Annotated in this window: 17 protein-coding genes; 7 read left to right on the forward strand and 10 right to left on the reverse strand. The window is 32.5% G+C overall.

From position 1 onward, the window contains the following. Position 1: 1 nt before the first annotated feature. The 7 genes from BN863_RS09890 to BN863_RS09920 form a co-directional block, all read right to left on the reverse strand. Entirely contained in the window at positions 2-1,660 is a 1,659-nt protein-coding gene (locus BN863_RS09890; protein ID WP_051774680.1) for a glycoside hydrolase family 3 protein, read from the reverse strand. After that, positions 1,653-2,477 (reverse strand): N-acetylmuramic acid 6-phosphate etherase, encoded by an 825-nt coding sequence (gene murQ / locus BN863_RS09895; protein ID WP_038533454.1) that lies wholly within the window; start codon positions 2,475-2,477, stop codon positions 1,653-1,655. Before murQ ends, BN863_RS09890 begins: the two co-directional genes overlap by 8 nt. Positions 2,478-2,495: 18 nt before the next feature. Beyond that, on the reverse strand, positions 2,496-3,956 hold the full coding sequence (locus BN863_RS09900) for a sodium:solute symporter (protein WP_038530061.1): 1,461 nt from the start codon (positions 3,954-3,956) through the stop codon (positions 2,496-2,498). Between the two features lie 29 nt (positions 3,957-3,985). Further along, positions 3,986-5,173, reverse strand: a complete 1,188-nt coding sequence (locus BN863_RS09905; protein WP_038530063.1) for a DUF1343 domain-containing protein — start codon at positions 5,171-5,173, stop codon at positions 3,986-3,988. 154 nt (positions 5,174-5,327) lie between these two features. Further along, positions 5,328-6,815, reverse strand: coding sequence for a SusD/RagB family nutrient-binding outer membrane lipoprotein (locus tag BN863_RS09910; protein ID WP_038530065.1), 1,488 nt, complete (start codon positions 6,813-6,815; stop codon positions 5,328-5,330). 12 nt (positions 6,816-6,827) lie between these two features. Beyond that, a complete protein-coding gene (locus BN863_RS09915; protein ID WP_038530067.1) occupies positions 6,828-10,016 on the reverse strand; it encodes a SusC/RagA family TonB-linked outer membrane protein in 3,189 nt (1,062 codons plus the stop codon). Positions 10,017-10,152: 136 nt separating this feature from the next. Further along, entirely contained in the window at positions 10,153-11,262 is a 1,110-nt protein-coding gene (locus BN863_RS09920; protein ID WP_038530070.1) for an acyltransferase family protein, read from the reverse strand. A 136-nt stretch (positions 11,263-11,398) separates the two neighbouring features. On the opposite strand from BN863_RS09920, the gene BN863_RS09925 reads away from it, so the two are divergent. Next, complete coding sequence (locus tag BN863_RS09925; protein ID WP_038530072.1) at positions 11,399-12,148, forward strand: DeoR/GlpR family DNA-binding transcription regulator; 750 nt, start codon at positions 11,399-11,401, stop codon at positions 12,146-12,148. A gap of 5 nt (positions 12,149-12,153) precedes the next feature. Then, entirely contained in the window at positions 12,154-13,395 is a 1,242-nt protein-coding gene (locus tag BN863_RS09930; protein WP_038530074.1) for an exo-beta-N-acetylmuramidase NamZ family protein, read from the forward strand. Positions 13,396-13,777: 382 nt separating this feature from the next. Here BN863_RS09930 and BN863_RS09935 read toward each other — a convergent pair whose 3' ends face one another. The 3 genes from BN863_RS09935 to BN863_RS09945 form a co-directional block, all read right to left on the reverse strand. Then, positions 13,778-15,244 carry a sigma 54-interacting transcriptional regulator gene (locus BN863_RS09935; protein WP_038530076.1) on the reverse strand — a complete coding sequence of 489 codons (1,467 nt, stop codon included), beginning with the start codon at positions 15,242-15,244 and terminating at the stop codon, positions 13,778-13,780. Between the two features lie 62 nt (positions 15,245-15,306). After that, entirely contained in the window at positions 15,307-16,431 is a 1,125-nt protein-coding gene (locus BN863_RS09940) for a vWA domain-containing protein (protein WP_038530078.1), read from the reverse strand. 132 nt (positions 16,432-16,563) lie between these two features. Next, positions 16,564-17,241, reverse strand: a complete 678-nt coding sequence (locus BN863_RS09945; RefSeq protein ID WP_038530081.1) for a Crp/Fnr family transcriptional regulator — start codon at positions 17,239-17,241, stop codon at positions 16,564-16,566. A 93-nt stretch (positions 17,242-17,334) separates the two neighbouring features. On the opposite strand from BN863_RS09945, the gene BN863_RS09950 reads away from it, so the two are divergent. From BN863_RS09950 to BN863_RS09970, 5 genes are all read left to right on the forward strand, one after another. Continuing rightward, complete coding sequence (locus BN863_RS09950; RefSeq protein WP_038530084.1) at positions 17,335-19,722, forward strand: heavy metal translocating P-type ATPase; 2,388 nt, start codon at positions 17,335-17,337, stop codon at positions 19,720-19,722. 75 nt (positions 19,723-19,797) lie between these two features. After that, positions 19,798-19,983, forward strand: coding sequence for a cbb3-type cytochrome oxidase assembly protein CcoS (gene ccoS, locus BN863_RS09955; protein ID WP_038530087.1), 186 nt, complete (start codon positions 19,798-19,800; stop codon positions 19,981-19,983). 12 nt (positions 19,984-19,995) lie between these two features. Beyond that, positions 19,996-22,176: a cytochrome-c oxidase, cbb3-type subunit I gene (gene ccoN / locus BN863_RS09960; RefSeq protein ID WP_038530090.1), complete on the forward strand. Its 2,181-nt coding sequence runs from the start codon at positions 19,996-19,998 to the stop codon at positions 22,174-22,176. A gap of 16 nt (positions 22,177-22,192) precedes the next feature. Next, entirely contained in the window at positions 22,193-22,387 is a 195-nt protein-coding gene (locus BN863_RS18795; protein ID WP_038530092.1) for a cytochrome c oxidase subunit IV, read from the forward strand. Further along, positions 22,384-23,274 carry a cbb3-type cytochrome c oxidase N-terminal domain-containing protein gene (locus tag BN863_RS09970; RefSeq protein ID WP_038530093.1) on the forward strand — a complete coding sequence of 297 codons (891 nt, stop codon included), beginning with the start codon at positions 22,384-22,386 and terminating at the stop codon, positions 23,272-23,274. The genes BN863_RS18795 and BN863_RS09970 overlap by 4 nt, the downstream gene beginning before the upstream one ends. Positions 23,275-23,309: the final 35 nt, after the last annotated feature.

Genomic DNA, 23,309 nt, shown 5'->3' on the forward strand with positions numbered 1-23,309 from the left:
TTTATTTAAGTTCACTGTTAATAGATGCCGGCAACTTACCTAATGCTTCTTTTTCTCCTAAAACAATTAGAGCAGAAATACGTTGTGCAACATCTGTATTTTCATAAGATACGATAACTCCCTCTATATTCTGAAAATGAATTTCTTTTAAGCTATACTGACTCGCAAAAACGCTTAAAATGACTTGATTATTATTTGCTATTTCCTCTATTAACAAGGCTTTTTCAGAATCTATTTTCTTAACATCTCTATAATTTAATCGGTGATAGCTAATTATAACTTTATCGTATTTTTTAAGCTCTTTTAATAATTGAGAAGGATTAATATTTGAAACATCAAAAATATTAACATGAAACTTTATTGCATTAAAAAACGAGTCAGAATTACCATCGCCTAATTTTAAGAAAGCTATTTTTTCGTTGTTATTAGTTTGAATGGGTAAAACTTGTTTTTCATTTTTAATAATTGTTATTGAATTAGTGAGTGCTTCTTCATTTAATAATACATTAGAATCAGGAGTTAAATCATCTACCAAACCTTCTATTTTAATAGGCTTAAATAGATTTAAATTAGCATTGTACTTAGCTGCTAATATTTTTTTAACAGAATGAGCTAAACGTGCCTCTGTTATTTCTTTATTATTATAAGCTTCTACAATTTTAAAAATTCCTTTTGTAGAATTATTAGTAAAAAGTAATACATCATTCCCTGCTTTAAATGCAGCTAAATCTACATCGCCTGGCTCTTTATAATTCGCTACTCCTTTCATATTTAAAGCATCTGTAAACACTAAGCCTTTATAACTTAATTGTCCTTTTAATATGTTGGTAACTATATTATAAGATAATGAAGAAGGCAATCCTTCTTTAGACTCTAAACTCGGAACATTTAAATGTGCTACCATAACACCGGCAACCTCTTTTTTAAATAATTCTTTATACGGATAAAACTCTACATTATTTATTTGTTCTTTTGAAAAACTGACTGTAGGTAAAGTTTTATGTGAATCTTTAGCAGTATCTCCATGACCTGGAAAATGTTTAGCACAAGCTAAAACACCTTCACTTTGCATACCTTTTGTAAATGCCAAAGCCTTACTAGTAACGTTAAACTTATCTTCTCCAAAAGAACGTACTCCTATAATAGGATTATTAGCATTGGTATTAATATCTACAACGGGAGCAAAATTTAGATGTACACCTAAACGTTTTGAATTAATTCCTATCTGTTTTCCTATCTGTTCTATTATAGCGTCACCCTGTATTGCTCCTAACGTCATATTATAAGGAAATCCAGATGTACTATCTAAACGCATATTTAGTCCCCATTCTGCATCCATGCCTATTAATAATGGTACTTTAGATAACGATTGGTACATGTTTGTTAATTTAGCCTGACGCACAGGACCGCCTTGAAAAAATATAAGTCCACCAATTCCATTTGTTTTAATTAAATTCTGAATAGAATCTACATGACTTTTAGGTCTATTAGAATATGCTGCCACCATAAACAATTGTCCTACTTTTTCCTTTAAAGACATGCTGTTGTAAATACTATCTACCCACTTTTTTTTAGAATTATTAGTTTCAATTTTATAATCATGTGGTAGAAATCCAAGAGAAAGTAACGCTAGAATTCCTATAGCTAAAATCTTATTCATTACTAATTATATTAAATTCATTAATTACATTTCTAACACTTTTATGTTTAAGTAATAAACTTTTAGCCGTTTTTTCATCAATACCCAATTCATCCACAATCATCTTCACACCTCTTTTTACAAGTTTCTTATTAGATAATTGCATATTAACCATCTTGTTTCCTTTTACACGACCAAGCTTAATCATAACCGTTGTAGAAATCATATTTAAGGCTAATTTCTGAGCTGTTCCAGCTTTCATTCTTGTGCTTCCTGTTATAAATTCCGGACCTACAACTAACTCAATTGGGTAGTCTACCTCTAAAGATAATGGAGAATCTAGATTACAGGTTACACATCCGGTTAAGATATTGTGTTCTTTAGCTTTTTTTACGCCTCCTATTACGTATGGCGTGGTTCCAGACGCTGCAATACCAACAAGCACATCGTTTTCGCTAATATTATATTTTTTTAAATCTTCCCAAGCTAACTCTGTATCGTCTTCAGCATTTTCTACTGCTTTTCTTAGCGCAAAATCACCACCAGCGATTAGTCCAATAACCCAGTCGTCTGGCACACCATAAGTTGGCGGGCATTCTGAGGCATCTAAAACACCTAGTCTTCCGCTTGTCCCTGCACCTATATAAAATAAGCGCCCTCCTGCTTTCATTTTATCATAAATAACATCTACCAATTTTTCTATAGAAGGCACTGCTTTTTCTAAAGCGTTTGGTACTGTTTTATCCTCCACATTCATATTAGTGAGCAGCTCATTAGTGCTCATTTTTTCCAAATTATTATAGACTGATTCTTGCTCTGTTGTTAGCTTATTTTTCATGTTCAGCATTTTTTCAATTTAATTTATATTTTTTTTATCTCTATAAAGGATTAAACATATTACTGTTAAAAAAGCATTAACAAAAATGTTCATAAATCCGAAATCGAAATCAAACAAAAGAATAAAATAATGGTTTAAAAGATAGGTTACCATAGGCATAACTATACATATAAAAGGTACTGCCGTGTCTTTTACTTTTATTTTAGTAAAAATTCCAAACAAATACAGTCCCAATAACGGACCATATGTATATCCTGCCACTTTAAATATTAGTGATATTACATTTCCTTTACTCTGAGAAAACACCATAATTATTATAAAAACAACTATTGAAAAACCAAATAACACACGATTTTTCATAATCTTTTTTTCTTTTGAATTCTTATGTTTAATATCTAGAAAGTCATGTGTAAATGAAGTTGTTAAGGCGGTTAAAGCAGAATCTGCACTTGAAAACGAAGCTGCTGTAATTCCCAAAATAAAACTTAGACTCGCAATTGTCCCAAAATGGTTTAAGGATAACATAGGGAATAACGTATCTGTATTAATAAATTTCCCATTCTCTACATCTAGTTCTATTCCAAATTTTTCGGCATACATATACAGCATCACTCCCAATCCTAAAAACAGAAATTGTGTAACTGCTAATACCAAACTAAAGGTTAAAATATTGCGCTGTGCTTCTTTCTTATTTTTACAGGTTAACGTTTTCTGCATCATGTTTTGATCCAGACCAACCATGGCTACAGCGATTAGAACTCCTGAAATAAACTGCTTAAAAAAGTTACTTCCTGAATTAAAATCCCAATTAAAAATTTTAAAATAGTCATGATTAACAACAGCAGAAGTCGTCTCTACCAAATTTAAATTTAAAGCATTTTTTATGACATAAATAGTTACGCCCACAGAGAGTAGCAAGAAAAATGTTTGCAACGTATCTGTCCACACAATAGTTTTAATTCCAGATTTATGAGTGTACAACCAGATTAATGCTAGAATAACAAGTACCGTAACGAAGAACGGAATATGAAAAGCATCAAACACTGCATATTGTAAAATTTTTGCTGCAAGCAACAATCTAAGCGCTGCACCAAATGACTGTGATATTAGAAAAAAAAGCGAACCTGTTTTATAAGATTTAATTCCGAATCGCGATTCTAAATACGTATAAATAGATACCAATTTTAAATCGTAATAAATAGGAACAAGCACATACGTTATAAACACATAACCAACTACATTCCCGAAAACAAATTGTAAATAATAAAAATAATTAGTCCCTACCATACCTGGAATAGATACAAAGGTCACCCCAGATAGTACGGCTCCAATCATTCCGAAAGCAACAACTTGCCATGGTGATTTACGATCTCCTGTATAAAAAGACTCGTCACTTGTATTTTTTGAAACTACATGAGAAATAAGGAGTAATACTCCAAAGTAAGATGCTATAATGAATAAGATAAGTGTTGCGCTCATTTATATTTTTTACTATTTATTTTATATTCTTAATATATTTTAACTTCATTAACCTGAGAGCTGTATTCATTTAATATTTCAAAATCATCAAGAGATTCAATACTAGAATTACTTTCAACCCAATGCCTCAAAGCATCCGTACCATTAATTATATCTATTGGTTTTTGATGATAATTATATTCAAAAGGTGGGTCTTTCCAAGCAAAACTACCCCCTAGGTACTGATATAATTCTCTTAGTATAAATTGCCCTACCCGCCAAGGTTTATATGTTTTTCTATCAGTTATAAGAAGTTGAAAACCACCACAAACATGGTTTTTATATTTATCGAAGGTTGGTAAAAATGTCATTGGACGTAATACAAATCCTTTTAATTTTGATTCTGTAATACGATCGAATAATCTATCATTATAAAACATATAAGGGTCTATTTTTGGAATCCCAAAAACCTCCAAAGGCTGTGTTGTTCCTCTCCCTTCACTTAATATAGTACCTTCAATCGCTACAATAGCAGGAAAAGTAAGCGCACTTTGTGACCTTGCTAAATTTGGAGAAGGCAAAATCCATGGTAATTTTGTATCTTCAAAATACATGTTACGATTCCAATTTTTCATTTTCACAACTTTTAATTGTGATTTCTCTTTAGTCCAAAATTCTTGATGCATTAATGCCAACTCTCCTATAGTCAATCCATGACGAACAGGAATTTTATGCCTACCTATAAAAGATTCAAATTTTAAGTCTAAAATATTACCTTCTATATCTACACCGTTTATTGGATTTGGCCTGTCTAAAACGACTACCTGAATATCTTTTCTACTGCATTTTTCTAATAAAAGAGTAAGTGTATAGATATAAGTATACATTCTACACCCGACATCTTGTAAATCCACGAAAATATGATCTATACCTTCTAGCATTTCATCTGTTGGGATACGCGTTTCAGAATATAAAGAGTAAATGGGTATCTTAAAAAACGGATGTATATAATGATTCGTTTCTATCATATTATCTTGTGCATCTGTAGAAAACCCATGTTGTGGACCAAATAGTTTAACCAACCTAGTACCAAAAATTTCTTTAAACTTTAAAGCTGCATGAGTACAAGCTGAATCTATAGAAGCATTATGACAAAGTAGAGCTACATTTCCAGTGAATGATTCGTATAATTCCCGATGGTTTACAAGAACATCTAAACCTGTTATAACTTTTTTCAAAACGATACATTAAATTACAAATACTAAAAAAAAGAGGTGAGTAAAGAAATAAACTTATCTCACCCCTGCTATCAACTTCAAAACAATTCAAAAAAATGAATATTATTTTACTTCTAATCAATACTAAAAGAACATAATAATATAAAATCTAATTTTATTCAACATCCCACCACATTCTAGTTAAAAGCCCATCTGGACCTTGCTGCTCTATAGCTAATGCTACATTTTCAGGGTTATTTAATTTTTCTGAAGATGGGTATATAAACCTTCTAGGTAAATTTCCTCCTGTAAGCGTTGCCGCAACATCTGCAGGCACTAATTCTGGATAACCTGATCTCTTCCAATTTGAGAATGTTTCTAAACCATTTCCAAATGTAGCTACCCAATACTGCTCGTTTATCATTTTCAAAGCCTGAGAAGCCTCAAAAGGATTAGCTACCAAATAATCATTTATTTGTTCTGGCGCTATATAACCTCCATCTCCATATAAGGATAAATATTCCATTGCAGCAATTACTCCATTGTTATAATGTTCTTCAACATCTCCTCCAGCTAATCCCCAACGTTCTGCTGCCTCAGCTAACATAAATTCTACTTCAGCATAAGTTTGAAAAAAATATGGAGCATCATAAACTACCACTCCTGATCCACCAAAAATATTAATGTTTGGTTTTGAATTGGTTGGAATTCCTGCTGCTTCATTTATATCTTGACCAAATTGAAGCTCCGGATCTGTATTTCCATCTACTGTAGAACACAATACAGAAACTCGTGGATCATTTCTATCTTTCATAAAATCTAAAAAAGTTTTAGAAATTTTTATTTGATTAACCCCTCTTGAAGTAAAACTCTTAGTTAACGGATTAACATTAGGTCCTCCATCATTTGCTGAATTTTCATATTTAGTGAATGCTATATCATCATTACTAGTCATAACTCCACCACTAATAGCTTTAGAAGCCCATGATTCTGAAGCAGAATTATCTACTTTTACCATACGCATTGCCAAACGTAACATTAAAGAATTAGCAAATTTTTGCCATTTAAAATTATCTCCAGCAAATAATAAATCTGCAGATCCGTAAGAATTTGATCCAGCTGTTTCTAAAGTTAAAGCAGAAGCTTCTAAGGTTGCTAACATATCAAGATAGATATCACTTTGTTTGTCATATTTAGGAAACCGTATACCATTTAAAAAACCTAAACCGGCTTCTGTATATGGAATATCTCCATAAAGGTCTGTTATTCTACTAAATATTAAGACTTTTTGTATTCTTGCAATAGCCAAATCTGCAATTGCAGTTGGGTCCTCACTCGATTCTAATTGCGCTTCTAAATCAATGATGTTTTTTACAGTATTAGAAAACTGTTCTTCAAAAAATTGATGTGTATTTCCCTCTTGGTATAGGAATGACACATATGAAGTATCATTAAGATGTTGAATATTCTGCATTAAATGGATTACATTCCAAAATAAGCAAGCAACATAATTACTACCTCCTGTATACAACTGAATAAATGTTAATTTCGTTGCTGGTTCAAGCTGCGTAGGCTTAGTTGGATTTACATTAAGTTCTTCATAGCCTTTATCGCAAGATCCCAATGACAAAACTAGTACTGTTATAATTATTAATTTTTTCATCTTATATTATTTTTAAAATTTAAAATTCATTGAAAAACCATAACTTTTCGTTGACGGCACTCCGAATCGTTCTATACCTTGTGAATTAAGATTGTTTAATGAAGCTTCTGGATCTACATTATCAATTGCTCTATAAAAGAAAAACAAGTTTCTAGCAATTAATGAGATTCTAATATCATTAATAAAAATCTTATCTAAAGCCTTCTTTGGGAAGTTATATGACAAACTTAATTCTCTGAACTTTACAAAATCTGTACTATACACAAACTCTTCTGATATACCTGAACTCTCTGCTGCAATAAGACCATAATAAGTTCGTAAATTCTCTGGAGCTACTGTTGTAGTGAATGCTTCACCTGTAGCATCATCTATTCCAGATACAACCAAGCCAGTTTCTCGCCCTTCCAAAGTTTTTTCATGTAATCCTCTAATCATTAACTCTCTGTTTGTACCAGAGTGTACACTTCCACCATATTTGGCATCTATTAAGAATCCTAGTGATACACTTTTGTATCTAAAGGTGTTTGAAAAACCAAATGTATATGGTGCCACACCTTCTCCTAGTATTTTATATTCTCCTTGAATTGGTTTAGGTATTGTGCTATTAACATCATACATAATATTACCATCTTCATCTCGCTTATAAGAAGACCCATAAATTACCCCGTAGCGCTCACCTACTATATGAGAAATAATTGCGGTTCTTGATCTCGTCTCACTACCATCAACATTAATTGGAGTATTCTCATCGTCAGTATGAACGATTTCACTATCATTAAAACTAAAATTAAAAGATGTATTCCAAGAAAAATCATCTGTATATATCGGCGTACCACCTATTAGTAATTCAATTCCTTTGTTCTGTAACTCCCCAATATTAAGTACAGACGATGTAAATCCTGAAGATTGAGAAGCAGAAGCCTCTACAATATCATTTTGCGTTTTATTTTGATAATAAGCAACATCAAGGTTTAATCTATTACTAAAGAAACGTGTCTCAAATCCAACTTCTATTTCATCTTTTTGAAAAGGCACTAAATCTGGATTAGGAATAGAATTCCCATTTAATTGACCGAACGATTGCCCTTGAAAAGATCCTGTAATAGCATAATCTAAATTTAAAGAGTAAGCATCACTTGCTCCACCTGCTACCTGTGCATAACTTGCTCTTAATTTTATATAATTAATAGCCTCAGGCATTTCAAAAGCCTCACTAATCAATAAACTACCACTTAAAGACCAATAGAAATCATTATTTGGTGTTGTTTTACCAGGGTATGACAATGTTGAAAACCAGTCATTTCTACCTGTAAATGTTAGATATAAAAAGTTATCATAATCAAACTCAAAAGAACCATATATAGAACTCATTTTTGTTTTATAATAACTATTATCAGGCTCTGGCAGTGTGGTATTATTTATATCCTCTAAACCAATTACAACAAATTCTCTACCTGTAGCACTTAGTCCTTCAAAACTATTAGTTCTTGTATTTGTCCCAATAATACTATTGGTTGAAATCTTACCTGTTAACGTTTTTTGTATTCCTAACATTATATCTGCATCAAACAACGAGTAAGTAAATTTACTTTGGGTTAACTCTCCTGTGGGACGATAAGCCGTACCATAAGGCGTAACTTTCTTTCTAGATAAATCATAAGTATCTATACCTGCTCTACCTGTAGCGTACAACCAATCTGTAAAATCGTATCTCAGAGTTGTAGAAGCTGTTAATCTATTTTTTTTATCATCTGAATTAAAGTTGTTCACTACCCAATATGGATTTTGAATAAACTGACTCGGCTGAAACAAGAGTTCGGTACCCTCTTCATTTATCCCAGGTTTTAAATCGTTAATATCTAAACTAGTAGGTAAAACATATGCTACAGTATTCGCATTACCAGGAGTATCACCTAGATTAATTCGATTATGAACTTTTTCTATAACATATTTTGCATTCACCGTAGATTTTAATTTTGGAGTAATATCTGAAGAAACATTTAACCCAAAAGACTTTCTATTCAATGTAGATTCTGGAAAAATATCTTTATTTTCTAAATTTGAAAAAGACAAACGATAGTTATATGATTCTCCTCCTTTAGATACAGCAACAGAGTTAACAGCCGTCGAACCAGTATCATAAAACTTATCTAAATTATTTCCGGTATAAGAATATGGTCTTTTAACCCCATCCCAATTATAGACTAACGAACCATCCATTTTAGCCCCCCATGATAATAAAGAATTGGTAAAAGCTTCATCGGTAGCTAAAGCTGAATCAGCAATTTCAACAGCATTTCCATTATCATCATATTCATGCCCTGGTTTTAAATTATTCGTACCTGCTCCATAAATAGTTTGAAAATTTTGTAAATCAGTGTTAATTTCATCAAACATATATGAAGTAGAATATTCAATACCAAAACCCTGACTTCCTTTACCTGATTTGGTAGTAATCATAATTACACCATTAGATGCTAAAGAACCATAAAGTGCAGCTGCAGAACTTCCTTTTAAAACAGAAACTGATGCAATATCATCAGGATTAATTGAAGATATATCATCCCCTCCATCTCCTGAACCAGTATTGGTAGCACCAACTACGGACCCATTTGTATTGTTAATAATAGGCACTCCATCTACAACATAAAGTGGTTGATTGTTCCCTGTTAATGAACTAGCTCCTCGAATAACAACTCTACTCGACCCAGACGCACCAGAACTACTGGTAGAAATATTCACACCTGCAACCCTACCTTGCAAAGAATTCACTGCACTAGTAGTTTTTACTTGGGACATTTCGTCTCCATCAACCTCTGTCAATGAATACCCTAAGGCTTTAGATTCCCTTTTAATACCTAATGCTGTTACGACCACCTCATCTAGACTCGTAGCATCTTCTTCTAAAGATACATTTACAACCTGAGTTCCACCATTTAAAACAATCGAGACCATTTTAAAACCAAGTGAACTAAAGACTAATGATTTACCTGCAGCATCTTCTGTATTAATAGAATAGTTTCCATCAAAATCCGTCACAGCTCCTTTACTCGTTCCTTCAATAGAAACGTTAACACCTATTAAAGGCATATCTGTCTTTTTTTCCGTAACAGTTCCTGAAATAGTACCTGTTTGAGAAAAACCACTTTGCACAAAAAGCAAGACAACCATGGTAATTAATTGAAAATAATAATTTTTCATACGTGTTAATATTTTAGTTACAATGTTAAAACTATGAAAAATAAATACAAAAACGCAAAATAACAGTAAAAATATGCAGTTTTTACCCATTAAACTCGAAAATAGACTATCAAATAACAATATGAAGTATTATAATCTATATTTTTATGAATATCTTATTCTTATACAGAACAAGACAAATTAACCAAAAAACAAAAACGTGAATCAAAGCAAACAATAAAGACCCATTCATATTACCAAAGACAGGAACTAACAGATGCTCATACATATATTTATAACCAGATATAGTGTCTCCTGATTCTCCAACATGTATTTTAATTAAATAACTAATAGTCTTAACATATAGTCCAGAAAACACAAAAATAAACAAAGGGTTAGTACCAAAATGAACAAAAGGTTTCGACCATCTACTAAACCCCTTATAATCAATAATAAAAATTAAAAGCGCTAACAATAAGATACACAAACCAGAGGTAAAAAGCACATAAGAACTTGTCCATAACGCCTTGTTAATTGGAAAAATAAAACTCCAAATCCATCCTAAAAATACGAACATACTACCATAAATCAACAACTTCCTTATTTTCCTCAAAATAACACGCTCTTTATCAATAATTTGCCCTATAAAGAAACCAATAATGACAGTACCAACAGCTGGTATTGTTGACAATACACCTTCAGGATCAAATGGAACACCAAACCCCTTATACACATGCTCTTCCTCAAAAAGAAAGATGTCAAATTCTCGAACAACATTACCTATTAATGCATAAGGTTCCATATCTGCTCCAAATAACAGCAGTGCCCAGTACCCAATAAGAATCACACTCAAAACCAACAACAAATGATTTCTTTTGAAAGCCAAACAAAGAATAGAACCAACTCCATACGCTAGAGCAATACGCTGTAACACTCCCATAATTCTAACTGTACTGAAATCAAAAAATGGAAATAAATTCAAAACAAACCCTAGCAAAAATATTACGAATGTTCGTATTATGATTTTTAAAGCGGATTCCCTAGATAAACTAGTTTGATATTTCGAAAACGAAAACCATACAGACACTCCAACTATAAATAAAAAAAAAGGAAAAACTAAATCTGTTGGATTACAACCGTGCCATTTAGCATGCCTAAGTGGAGCATACACATAACTCCAACTTCCAGGAGTATTTACTAAAATCATAAGAGAGATTGTGATTCCCCTCAATACATCTAAAGAAATAAGCCTATTTGAAACCTTCATGTTTTTTTTATTTATAATTTATAAATACGCAACTATTTTCAAATATATAAGTTTTACCAAACAATTGCATTTAAAAACACATTATCACGCAAAAAAATGCATATATTAGCTAATATATACGCAAATTATTTTCTTTATGAAAAAAAAAGAGAGACAACAAAGAGTTTTAGATGAAGTTAGTATAAATAGAAAAGTTAGTTCAAATTTTTTATCTGAAAAGCTAAAAGTATCAGAAGACACTATCAGAAGAGACATTAAAGAACTAGACCAAAAAGGGATGTTGACTAAAATTCACGGCGGTGCTATTTCTAACATTCAAAAGCTATACCACTATAACGAAGATATTATCTACAATAGAGAAGAAAAAATTCTCATTGCACGAAAAGCAATTTCTTTAGTTAAAAATAATATGGTGTTAGTTATGAGTGGAGGAACCACAAATTTAATGCTCGCTAAATTATTACCAAAAGATATTAAACTAACAATTTACACTTACAGCCTACCGATTGCAATGCAATTAACAGAACTTCCACTGGCTGAAACCATATTTATTGGAGGTAAAATACATAGAAGCTCCATGGTTACCATTGGTATTGATGTTATTCAATATGTTTCGAATATAAGAGCAAACATATGCTTCATGGGAGTAAGCGCAATACATCATAATACAGGCGTAACAGACGAAGGTTATGAAGTTTCTTTAATAAAAAAAACTATGATTAAAGCATCCGAAAAAATCGTCTATTTAACAACCTCCAATAAACTAAACTTAAGCCACAATTATGATGTATGTAATACTACAGAGATTGATACAATAATAACAAACCTTGATTTAAAAGACGAAAAACTAAAACCCTATATATCCGCAGGCATTAACTTGATATAAATTATATGAAAACACACAAATTATTATCTCGCATTTTATTAATTGTATTCTCTTTCTCCTTATTAGCATTAAGTTGCAAAAACTCTAATAAAAATAAAAATTTCAAACTAACCACAGACGAACGAAAAACAGAAAACATTATTGTTGCAGCAAACCAAACAGAAAAATATTTAGAATTATTAAAAGGAAAAAATATTGCAGTAGCTGTAAATAACACTTCGGTAATATTTAAAAATGATAGTATAAATTCGTTTGAACATCTTGTTGACTCTCTTTTATCACTTGAAATTAAAATAAAAAAAATGTTTGCTCCTGAACATGGTGTAAGAGGTATTGTAAATGGAGGCAAAAAAATTGAAAACGGGTTAGATGAAAAAACTGGACTTGAAGTTGTATCTCTTTATGGAGATAATTACAAGCCCAACAAAGAACAATTAAAAAATATTGACTTAGTACTATTCGATATCCAAGACGTTGGCGCAAGATTTTACACTTACCTATCAACGATGCATTATATTATGGAGGCTTGTGCAGAAAACAATATTCCTGTTATTGTTTTAGATAGACCAAACCCAAATGGACACTATATTGACGGCCCCATAGTAGAACCTCAATTTAAAAGTTTTGTCGGACTTCATCCCGTACCTATTGTTTACGGTATGACAATTGGCGAATATGCAAAAATGATTAACGGAGAAAAATGGCTTAAGAATAAAGTTCAATGCGACCTAACTGTAATTCCTTTACAAAACTACACTCACAATTCAACCTACACACCTCCATTAAGACCATCTCCAAACCTACCGAACGACATATCTATTAATTTATACCCAAGCTTATGCTTATTTGAAGGCACTAATGTTAGTTGCGGGAGAGGAACAGAAACCCCCCTACAAATGTTTGGATCTCCTTTTTTAAATAAGGACAAATACACCTTCAGTTTTATACCTCAACCAAATTTTGGAGCAAACAATCCAAAGAACAAAAATCAAATATGCTTTGGTTTAGATTTGTCTAAAGAAAAAAGACTTAGTAGTTTAAACCTAAATTGGTTAATAAATGCTTATCACGCAACAGATGATAAAGACCAATTCTTTTCAAGAACTGAATTCTTTAACAAACTAGCTGGAACTGATAAATTAAAAAAACAAATTGAAGAAGGATTAACTTTCGATCAAATAAAAGCTAATTGGCAAGATGATTTGATCGCTTTCAAAAAAATAAGAGAAAAATATTTAATTTACTAGTAGAGTTTAACTTCAAAAGATATACTCAGGATTATTTCTAAAAAAATAACAATCCTGAGTAATTAAATCATCATCTTAAATTATAGTCCACTTATATAACTACTATAAAAACCACTAGACTGTATACCTTCGGTATATCGAAACTTATTTAATTTACCAAACTAAACTAAGCCCCAAAGCACAAACTCCATTACAAAGTAACGTTCATTTTCGTTTAAATCAGGTAGATATTTCACCAACACCGCTTTTAAAGGTATAATTTCATCTAAAATTCCTTTATAGGAAGCAGCCTCATCTAAATCATCTAAAAGTCTAAAACCTTATATAAATTGATGGATATAAGAGATTAATATTAGAAAAAAAATTACTCAAATATGATATACTACAACCCTTTTATATAGCTCCCATAAGGATCACTAAACTGAATACCTTCTGTATAACGATATTTACTTATTTTATTAAACTGTACTAATCCCCAAAGCACAAATTCTTTCACAAAATAACGCTCATTTTCTTTTAAATCGGGCTGATGCGTATTAATAAAATCATCTAATGGCGTAATCAAATCTAAAGTCGATTGATAAGCTACCTCATCTAAGTCGTCTAACAATTCAAAGTTATCATCAGAGTTGAAAAACCAAGATAAAATGTCGTCATACGGCGATTCTTCATTTTCTTTTTGTAATTTTTCTATCTTCGGAAAAAAGTTTGGGAATAAGGTTTGTACAGCATCACCAATTAAATTAAAAGCCACAATTGATGCACCTTCTTGCTCGCCTTCGTAAACCAATTCTACTTTTCCGGTTATGGCTGGAATAATTCCAATAAAATCACTTAATCTAACTATTGTTTTAGAGTCGCCAGAGATTAAGGCTCTACGTTCGGCGGTGCTAACTAAATTCTCGAGTGCTGTTATTCCCAAACGCGCACTTACTCCACTCTTAGAATCTATAAATTCGTTATCGCGAGCTTCAAAAACAATTTGCTCCAACATATCTTTAGCCAACTCAGGAACCTCTACTAAAGCGGATTGCTCTGGATTTATTTTAGCTTCTTGCTGTGTTATTTTTTTAGCTGTTTCAATATCTACTGGATAATGTGTAATAATCTGAGAACCAATTCTATCTTTTAAAGGTGTTACAATACTTCCTCTGTTGGTATAGTCTTCAGGATTTGCTGTAAACACAAACTGTATATCTAAAGGTAAACGCAGTTTAAATCCACGGATTTGAATATCTCCTTCTTGAAGAATGTTAAATAATGCGACCTGAATTCTAGCTTGTAAATCTGGGATTTCGTTAATTACAAAAATACAGCGATTAGCCCTCGGAATCATTCCATAATGTATCACCCGATCATCTGCATAACTCAGTTTTAAATGTGCCGCTTTTATTGGATCTACATCTCCAATTAAATCGGCAACCGTTACATCTGGCGTGGCTAATTTTTCGGCAAAACGCTCGCTTCTTGGTAACCAAGTTATTGGAGTCTCATCTCCTTTTTCTTCAATTAATTCTAACGCAAATCTAGAAATAGGCTGCAACGGATCGTCATTAATTTCTGAACCTTCTACTACTGGAATATAATCGTCTAACAAATTCACCATTAATCGTGCTAAGCGTGTTTTTGCTTGTCCGCGTAATCCTAATAGATTAATATTATGTCTAGATAAAATAGCACGTTCTAACTCTGGAATTACTGTGTTTTCGTAACCATGAACGCCTTCAAAAGCAACCTCATTCTTTTTTAATTTTTTAATGAGATTATCGCGTAATTCATCTTTAACCGATTTGCTTTTATATCCTGAAGCTTTTAGGGCTCCCAATGTTTTTATATTTTCAATATTCATAGTTGATGCTTTAAAAAAGTAATCTTAATGTTATCTTTTTTTTCTAATTTATAATTCGCTTTCTAACCTTTAATTCGCTTTTTACGATTGGCTTCATAATCTTCAAAAATCATTTCACCAAGTCCTTTCAAGCCGGTATAAAACGCTTTTCCTTGATTTGCTTTTGTAAACTCTCTTACAAACTGTGTTAAGTACGGGTCTTTAGCAATCATAAATGTGGTGATTGGAATATGTAATCGTCTAGCTTGCTGTGCCGAATCGTAACATTTATTCACAATAAAATCGTCTAAGCCCATGCTGTTTTTATAATACTGTCCGTCTGGCATACGTAGGCAACTAGGTTTACCATCGGTAATCATAAAAATTTGTTTATTGGTATGACGCTTTCTTCTTAATACATCCATGGCTAACTGTAAACCAGCAACAGTATTGGTATGATATGGTCCAACGGTTAAATAAGGTAATTCTTTGATTTTAATTAGCCACGCATCGTTACCAAAAACTAAAATGTCTAAAGTGTCTTTTGGATAACGTGTCGTAATTAATTCGGCTAAAGCCATAGCCACTTTTTTTGCCGGTGTTATTCGATCTTCTCCATAAAGAATCATACTATGACTAATATCAATCATGAGTACCGTACTCATTTGCGATTTGTGCAAGGTTTCTTCAACAACCAAGTCTTCTTCGCTAAGATTAAAATTCCCGATACCGTGATTTATTTGTGCATTTTTTAAACTTTCGGTTATAGACACTTTATCTAAAGCATCTCCAAACTGATACGTTCTAAATTCGCCAGTATGTTCGTCTCCAACTCCTGGAGATTTACTTTTATGATTTCCAGAACCGTTACGTTTTAATTTTCCGAAGATTTGATTTAATGCTTGCTGCCTAATAGCACGTTCTGTTTTTGCAGTAATATGCATTCCGCGACCACCTTGTGGATCTACATCTTCTTTAATATAGCCACGCTTTAAAAGGTCGTCAAGAAAATCGTCTATAGTATACTTGTCATCGGTTAGTTTGTATTCCTTATCTAATTCACGTAACCAACTAATAGCTTCTTCAAAATCGCCTGAAGTATGTGTAATTAGCTCTTTAAAAATATCTAAAAGTTTATCGAATGGCGACTCATTTTTCGCTTCGTAAGTCTTAAATACAAACCCTTTTTTGTGAATTGTTTTTTTCATAGCATCATAAAAATAATAAAATTACATTATAACCTACAGGCTTTCACATAATATTATAATATGAAAAAAAGTTGAATCACTTGTAATAGCCATTCAACTTTATATTATATAATAACAAGAATAATTTGTGATTTATTCCATCATTTGTAAAGCATCATAATCCTTTATCTGAATACGCTTTCCAGAAGTTTTAATTAAATCCTCTTTTTTAAATTGAGACAATGTTCTAATTACAGATTCTGTTGCTGTACCTACTATACTTGCAAAATCATCTCGAGACAAGGTTACCTTTAAATAGTTAGCATCGTCGACACCAAAATTATCATTTAAATACAAAATAATTTCAGCTAAACGATTTCTAACCGATTTTTGAGCCATGTTGATAATGGCTGTTTCAGCCTCTTTTAAATCTTCTGCCATGGTTCTTAACACCTGAAACGAAAATTCGTTATTTTCCAATAAGTCTTTTACAATTTCTTGTTTAGGAATATAGCAATACTCCATATCGTTTAAAGCAGTAGCCGATAAATTTGCAACCTGATTAAGAATTACAGAACGTTGTCCTAAAAGTTCTCCTTTAACTACCAGTTTTACAACCTGTTCTTTTCCTTTTTCGGTTAATTTAGTTAATTTACAAACACCCGAGCTTATGCAATACACTCCATTAAGCATCTCGCCCTCTTTAAAAATAACTTCACCCTTTTTAATTCGTTTAGTTACTTTACAGCTCGATATGGATTTTATTTCTTCACCCTTCAGCACTTTTAGAGCACTTAGCTTCCTCACCATGCATTGTTCGCAATCTCCCATTCAATCAATATTAAATTAGAAACAAAAGTAGTGAAACTATGACAATTATCATATTTTTGTAGGCGCCTATTTTAAACCTTTGACCTAAAAAAAATGGATCAACTTTCCGAAGATAAAACCTGTTTCCATTGCGGTAATAGCTGTGATACTGTCGAAATTAAATTCGACGACAAATCCTTCTGCTGTAACGGGTGCAAAACTGTTTTTGAAATTTTTTCGGAAAGCAATCTTACGGCTTATTACGAGATGCAGAATTCTCCAGGTGCTATTCCTAAAATTAATGAGGGGAAATTCGATTTTTTAAAGGATGCACAAATTTTAGAAAAACTACTCGAGTTTAATGATGATGCCATTCAAATAGCCACATTATATATTCCGCATATTCATTGTAGTTCTTGTATTTGGATTTTAGAAAATCTAAATAAATTAAGTCCTGAAATTACAAGTTCGCAGGTTAATTTTAATAAAAAAACAGTACGAATAACATATCAATCTCAAACCACAACGCTTAAAGACGTTGTTTTACTTTTAAGTAGAATTGGATACGAACCTTATATTAGTTTAGACGATCATAGCGATGGTAAAACACATATAAACCGTTCTATAATTTACAAATTAGGTGTAGCAGGTTTTGCTTTCGGGAATGTTATGTTTCTGTCGTTTCCAGAATATTTTGAAGTTAACGAATTTTGGTTAGATCAATATAAACCCATTTTTAGATGGATGATGTTCGCCTTCTCACTTCCAGTAGTATTTTATGCGGGACGCGATTATTTTATTTCGGCGTATAAAGGTCTTCGTGCAGGACTTTTAAATATTGATGTACCAATAGCTATTGGAATACTCGTCTTATTTTTAAGAAGTACTATAGAAATTATATTCGACCTCGGACAAGGTTTTTTTGACAGTCTTACTGGTCTTGTATTCTTTTTATTATTAGGAAAATTTTTTCAACAAAAAACGTATTCTTTTTTATCTTTTGAACGCGATTATAAATCCTATTTTCCGATTGCGGTAACCAAAATTGTGTCGGAAACTGAAGAAATCCCTATTCAGATTTACGACATTAAAAAAGGAGACCGCTTACTGATAAGAAATGAAGAGTTAATTCCCGTTGATGGAATTCTAATTAAAGGAAAAGCAGCTATAGATTATAGTTTTGTTACCGGAGAATCGGAAACTATTAGTAAATTCTCTGGAGATAAATTATTTGCAGGCGGAAAACAAACGTCTGGAAGTATAGAAATGGAAGCTTTAAAGGAAGTAAAACAAAGCTACCTGACACAACTTTGGAGTCATGATATTTTCAACAAAAACAAAGAGGATGCATTTGTTAATTTAACCAATACCATTAGTAAGCGATTTACTATTTCTATTTTAAGCATTGCGGTAATCTCAACTATTTTTTGGTTATTTTACGATGCTAGCAAAGCCATGAATGTATTTACAGCGGTCCTTATTATTGCATGTCCTTGTGCTTTAGCCCTAGCCGCTCCTTTTACATTTGGTAATATACTACGCATCTTCGGAAAACATAAATTCTATTTAAAAAATGCAAGTGTTATTGAACAATTAGCAGCAATAAATACTATTATTTTCGATAAAACGGGAACCATAACCTCTAACAAAAAAAGTACCGCCACATACGACGGAATTCCATTAACATCTGATGAAGAGCGTCTATTGAAAAACACCTTACGGGGCTCTAACCATCCGCTAAGTAGAACACTTTACGATATTTTAAAAGTGAACGACATTGTTACTTTAGATTCTTTTGAAGAACATATTGGGAAAGGTGTTCAAGCCTCACTAAAACAAAATGCAATAAAAGTAGGTTCTGCTAATTTTGTAGGACAACAAGAATTGCAGAAATCGCTAAAAACAAGTGTTCATATCAGTAGTAACGATATATATAAAGGGAAGTATACATTTTACAACAGTTACAGAACAGGACTATCTAAACTTTTTAACAACTTAAAACAGTATTACGATTTGGTTATCCTTTCTGGAGATAACGAAGGTGAGCAAGAAAATTTAAAAAAATTATTACCTACAAAAACCAAACTATTGTTTAATCAGAAACCCGAGGATAAATTAGAATACATTAAATACCATCAAACCGAAGGTGCAAAAGTTCTCATGCTTGGCGATGGACTTAACGACTCTGGAGCTTTAGCACAAAGCGAAGTTGGAATCGCCCTTTCTGAAAACATTAATATATTTTCTCCTGCTTGCGACGGAATTATGGATGCCTCTGTTTTTCATAAATTAGAACAATTCTTAATAACCTCAAAAAGGGCTATAAAAATTATAAAATGGAGTTTTTTATTATCTTTATTATATAATTGTGTAGGACTGTATTTTGCTATAACTGGGCAACTTGTTCCTGTAGTAGCAGCAATTTTAATGCCTTTAAGCTCTATAAGCATTGTGGTATTTACAACCATTGCTTCTAATTGGGCCGGAAGAAAATTAGCTTAACAACATTCAAAACATGACAAATGTCATATTTTGAACAAAATGACCCTATTACTTTTACCGATTAATTGATAAAGAATGAGCGTAATTTATATTTTATTAGGAGTGAGTGTAATCGTTGCATTAATATTTTTTGTTGCATTTATTTTTGCAGTAAAAAACGGACAGTACGATGATAGCTACACCCCTTCTGTACGCATGCTTTTTGAAGACGAATTAGTTTCTGAGAAACCTAACAAAACCATACTAACCAAAAAAGAATAATTAACTCTCACTATGGAAATTCAACAGTTCTACTACGATAATAAAATCGTAAAAAAATTCATTTATGCAACCATTTTTTGGGGTGTAATTGGAATGGTAGTAGGTTTACTACTTGCCTTCTTCTTTCTATACCCTAACCTTACCGACGGTATTTCGTGGTTAAGTTTTGGTCGATTAAGACCTTTACATACCAATGCTGTAATCTTTGCCTTTGTTGGTAATGCCATCTTTGCGGGAATTTATTACTCTTCGCAACGTTTACTTAAAGCGAGAATGGCAAGCGACTTATTAAGTAGCATAAACTTTTGGGGGTGGCAATTAATTATTGTTGCTGCTGCAATTACGCTTCCGCTTGGGTATACGTCTTCTAAAGAATATGCCGAATTAGAATGGCCTATAGATATTGCTATTGCTGTGGTTTGGGTTGTTTTTGGATGGAATTTAATTGCAACTATTTTAAAACGTAGACAACGTCACTTATATGTTGCTATTTGGTTTTATATCGCAACATTTGTAACCGTAGCTGTATTACATATTTTTAATAGTTTATCGTTACCAGTAAGTTTAGTAAAAAGTTACTCTGTATATGCAGGTGTTCAAGATGCCTTAGTACAATGGTGGTATGGACATAATGCTGTAGCATTCTTCTTAACTACTCCGTTCTTAGGATTAATGTATTATTTTGTTCCTAAAGCAGCGAACAGACCAGTGTACTCTTACAAACTATCTATTGTTCACTTCTGGTCATTAATCTTTATTTACATTTGGGCTGGACCGCACCACTTGTTATATACAGCTTTACCTGAATGGGCACAAAATTTAGGTGTTGCATTCTCTGTAATGTTATTAATGCCTTCTTGGGGAGGTATGATTAACGGACTATTAACTTTAAGAGGTGCTTGGGACAAAGTAAGAACCGACCCTGTTTTAAAATTTATGGTTGTTGCCATTACAGGTTATGGTATGGCGACTTTCGAAGGGCCTTTATTGTCACTTAAAAATGTAAATGCAGTTGGTCACTTTACCGATTGGATTATTGCACACGTACATGTTGGTGCTCTAGCATGGAACGGGTTCTTTACTTTTGGTATGATTTACTGGTTAGTACCACGATTATTCAAAACAAAATTATACTCAACTAAACTTGCAAACCTACATTTCTGGATCGGAACTTTAGGTATTGTAATGTATGCACTTCCATTATATGTTGCTGGATTTTTACAAGCGAGTATGTGGAAACAATTTAATGCAGATGGTACTTTAGTTTACGGTAACTTCTTAGAAACGGTTACAGAAATTATCCCAATGTATGCAATGCGTGCTATTGGAGGTACATTGTATTTAACAGGAATGATTGTATTAGTGTACAACATTTATGTAACTGTTAAACGTGGTTCTGATGTTACAGATGAATTAGCAGAATCCCCTGCTTTAGAGCGTGTATCTAAAAGACGTCTGGCAGGTGAAGGCTTCCATACTTGGTTAGAGCGTAAGCCTATTCAATTAACAGTATTAGCAACGATTGCTATTTTAATTGGAGGTATCATTCAAATTGTACCAACCATTATGGTAAAATCAAATATTCCAACAATTAGTAGCGTAAAACCTTACACACCTCTAGAATTAGAAGGTAGAGATATATACATTCGTGAAGGTTGTGTGGGTTGTCATTCACAAATGATTAGACCTTTTAGAAGTGAAGTAGAACGTTACGGAGAATACTCTAAAGCGGGTGAATATGTATACGATCATCCATTCCTTTGGGGAAGTAAACGTACCGGTCCAGACTTACACCGTATTGGAGGTAAATATTCAGACAACTGGCACTTAAACCATATGTACGACCCACAAAGTACATCGAGTGGTTCTATCATGCCTGCTTACCAATGGATTGTAAGAGACGAATTGGATAAGTCTGATACAGAAACTAAAATGGAAGTTATGGTTACCCTAGGTGTACCATATACAGAAGAAGACATTGCCAATGCGCAACAAAGTATGTTAGAACAAGGTACTGCTATAGAAAAAAATCTTTACAGCGATCCTGACTTTGCAGAAACATACGAAAACGACAAGAAATCTGCTGCCCAAAATGGTGAAGATTTTGTAGAGATGAGAAATCGTGAAATCGTGGCAGTAATTGCCTATTTACAACGATTAGGAACAGACATTAAAGTAAGCGACGTAGAATAAACTAAAACGATTAATTATGTTAAGCTTCGTAAAAAACTACATGGATAGTATCTCGGGTATAGAAATATACCCAATACTATCGCTATTAATATTTTTCGGTTTTTTTGTTGTCCTTTTTTGGTGGGTATTAACCGCAAAAAAAGACTACATCGACACCGTAAGCAACCTGCCTTTTGAAAACGATAACCACCAAACCGAAAACCAATTATGAGAAAATTTATTCCAGCCTATATAAGAGTACCCGTTCTATTTTTTTTAATAGCGGGATTAGTTGAATACTTTGTGGATTCTGGTAATGAACCTGCTTTTATAAAGTACCCAGCTGTTTTGTTATTCTTACTTTTGGTCTTAGTAGTTATTATATCTATAGAAGGTATTGTTTCGGCTCTAGATAATGTATTATTCCAAAGTCTAAACGAAGATGAAAAAGCAAGATTTATAGTGAATAACGAACAAACACCTAAATTCATTCAATGGATTAAAGATACTTACATCAAGTTATTAGGTCAGAGACCTATCGCTGATGAGAGTGAAATTGTATTAGATCATAATTACGATGGTATTCGTGAATTAGACAATTCGCTTCCGCCATGGTGGAAATATGCGTTTTACATTTCTATAGTATTTGCTATAGTTTATATGCTAAAATACGAAGTATTTGATGGTGATTCTCAAATTGATGAGTACAATACAGAACTAGCAGAAGCTAAAATAGCTATTGAAGAATACAAGAAAACAGCTAAAGACTTAGTAGATGCTAATACCGTTACCGTATTAACCGATGCTTCCGATTTAAGCGCTGGTAAATCAATTTTCGAAACTAACTGTGTGGCTTGCCATATGGCTGATGGTGGTGGTGGTATTGGACCAAACCTTACCGATGATCATTGGATTTTAGGTGGAGGAATTAAAAATGTATTCCATACAGTTAGTGAAGGTGGTCGTGACGGAAAAGGTATGATTGCATGGAAACAAAGTTTAAAACCTGTACAAATCGCTCAAGTTTCTAGTTATATTTTAAGTTTACAAGGTACAACACCAGCTAAACCAAAAGCTGCCGAAGGTGAGATTTGGGTTGAGGAAACTGCTGCCGAATAAAAATTTAACGCATTTAAGTAATTAATTATCCCTAA

This window comes from Formosa agariphila KMM 3901, assembly GCF_000723205.1.
GTDB classification, from domain to species: Bacteria; Bacteroidota; Bacteroidia; order Flavobacteriales; family Flavobacteriaceae; genus Formosa; species Formosa agariphila.

What these genes read in the sequence shown, in the direction of transcription:
- BN863_RS09890 (WP_051774680.1), bottom strand. Translation starts at nt 1,660, where the DNA reads ATGAATAAGATTTTAGCTATAGGAATTCTAGCGTTACTTTCTCTTGGA.
- murQ (WP_038533454.1), bottom strand. Translation starts at nt 2,477, where the DNA reads ATGAAAAATAAGCTAACAACAGAGCAAGAATCAGTCTATAATAATTTG.
- BN863_RS09900 (WP_038530061.1), bottom strand. Translation starts at nt 3,956, where the DNA reads ATGAGCGCAACACTTATCTTATTCATTATAGCATCTTACTTTGGAGTA.
- BN863_RS09910 (WP_038530065.1), bottom strand. Translation starts at nt 6,815, where the DNA reads ATGAAAAAATTAATAATTATAACAGTACTAGTTTTGTCATTGGGATCT.
- BN863_RS09915 (WP_038530067.1), bottom strand. Translation starts at nt 10,016, where the DNA reads ATGAAAAATTATTATTTTCAATTAATTACCATGGTTGTCTTGCTTTTT.
- BN863_RS09920 (WP_038530070.1), bottom strand. Translation starts at nt 11,262, where the DNA reads ATGAAGGTTTCAAATAGGCTTATTTCTTTAGATGTATTGAGGGGAATC.
- BN863_RS09925 (WP_038530072.1), top strand. Translation starts at nt 11,399, where the DNA reads ATGAAAAAAAAAGAGAGACAACAAAGAGTTTTAGATGAAGTTAGTATA.
- BN863_RS09930 (WP_038530074.1), top strand. Translation starts at nt 12,154, where the DNA reads ATGAAAACACACAAATTATTATCTCGCATTTTATTAATTGTATTCTCT.
- BN863_RS09935 (WP_038530076.1), bottom strand. Translation starts at nt 15,244, where the DNA reads ATGAATATTGAAAATATAAAAACATTGGGAGCCCTAAAAGCTTCAGGA.
- BN863_RS09940 (WP_038530078.1), bottom strand. Translation starts at nt 16,431, where the DNA reads ATGAAAAAAACAATTCACAAAAAAGGGTTTGTATTTAAGACTTACGAA.
- BN863_RS09945 (WP_038530081.1), bottom strand. Translation starts at nt 17,241, where the DNA reads ATGGGAGATTGCGAACAATGCATGGTGAGGAAGCTAAGTGCTCTAAAA.
- BN863_RS09950 (WP_038530084.1), top strand. Translation starts at nt 17,335, where the DNA reads ATGGATCAACTTTCCGAAGATAAAACCTGTTTCCATTGCGGTAATAGC.
- ccoS (WP_038530087.1), top strand. Translation starts at nt 19,798, where the DNA reads ATGAGCGTAATTTATATTTTATTAGGAGTGAGTGTAATCGTTGCATTA.
- ccoN (WP_038530090.1), top strand. Translation starts at nt 19,996, where the DNA reads ATGGAAATTCAACAGTTCTACTACGATAATAAAATCGTAAAAAAATTC.
- BN863_RS18795 (WP_038530092.1), top strand. Translation starts at nt 22,193, where the DNA reads ATGTTAAGCTTCGTAAAAAACTACATGGATAGTATCTCGGGTATAGAA.
- BN863_RS09970 (WP_038530093.1), top strand. Translation starts at nt 22,384, where the DNA reads ATGAGAAAATTTATTCCAGCCTATATAAGAGTACCCGTTCTATTTTTT.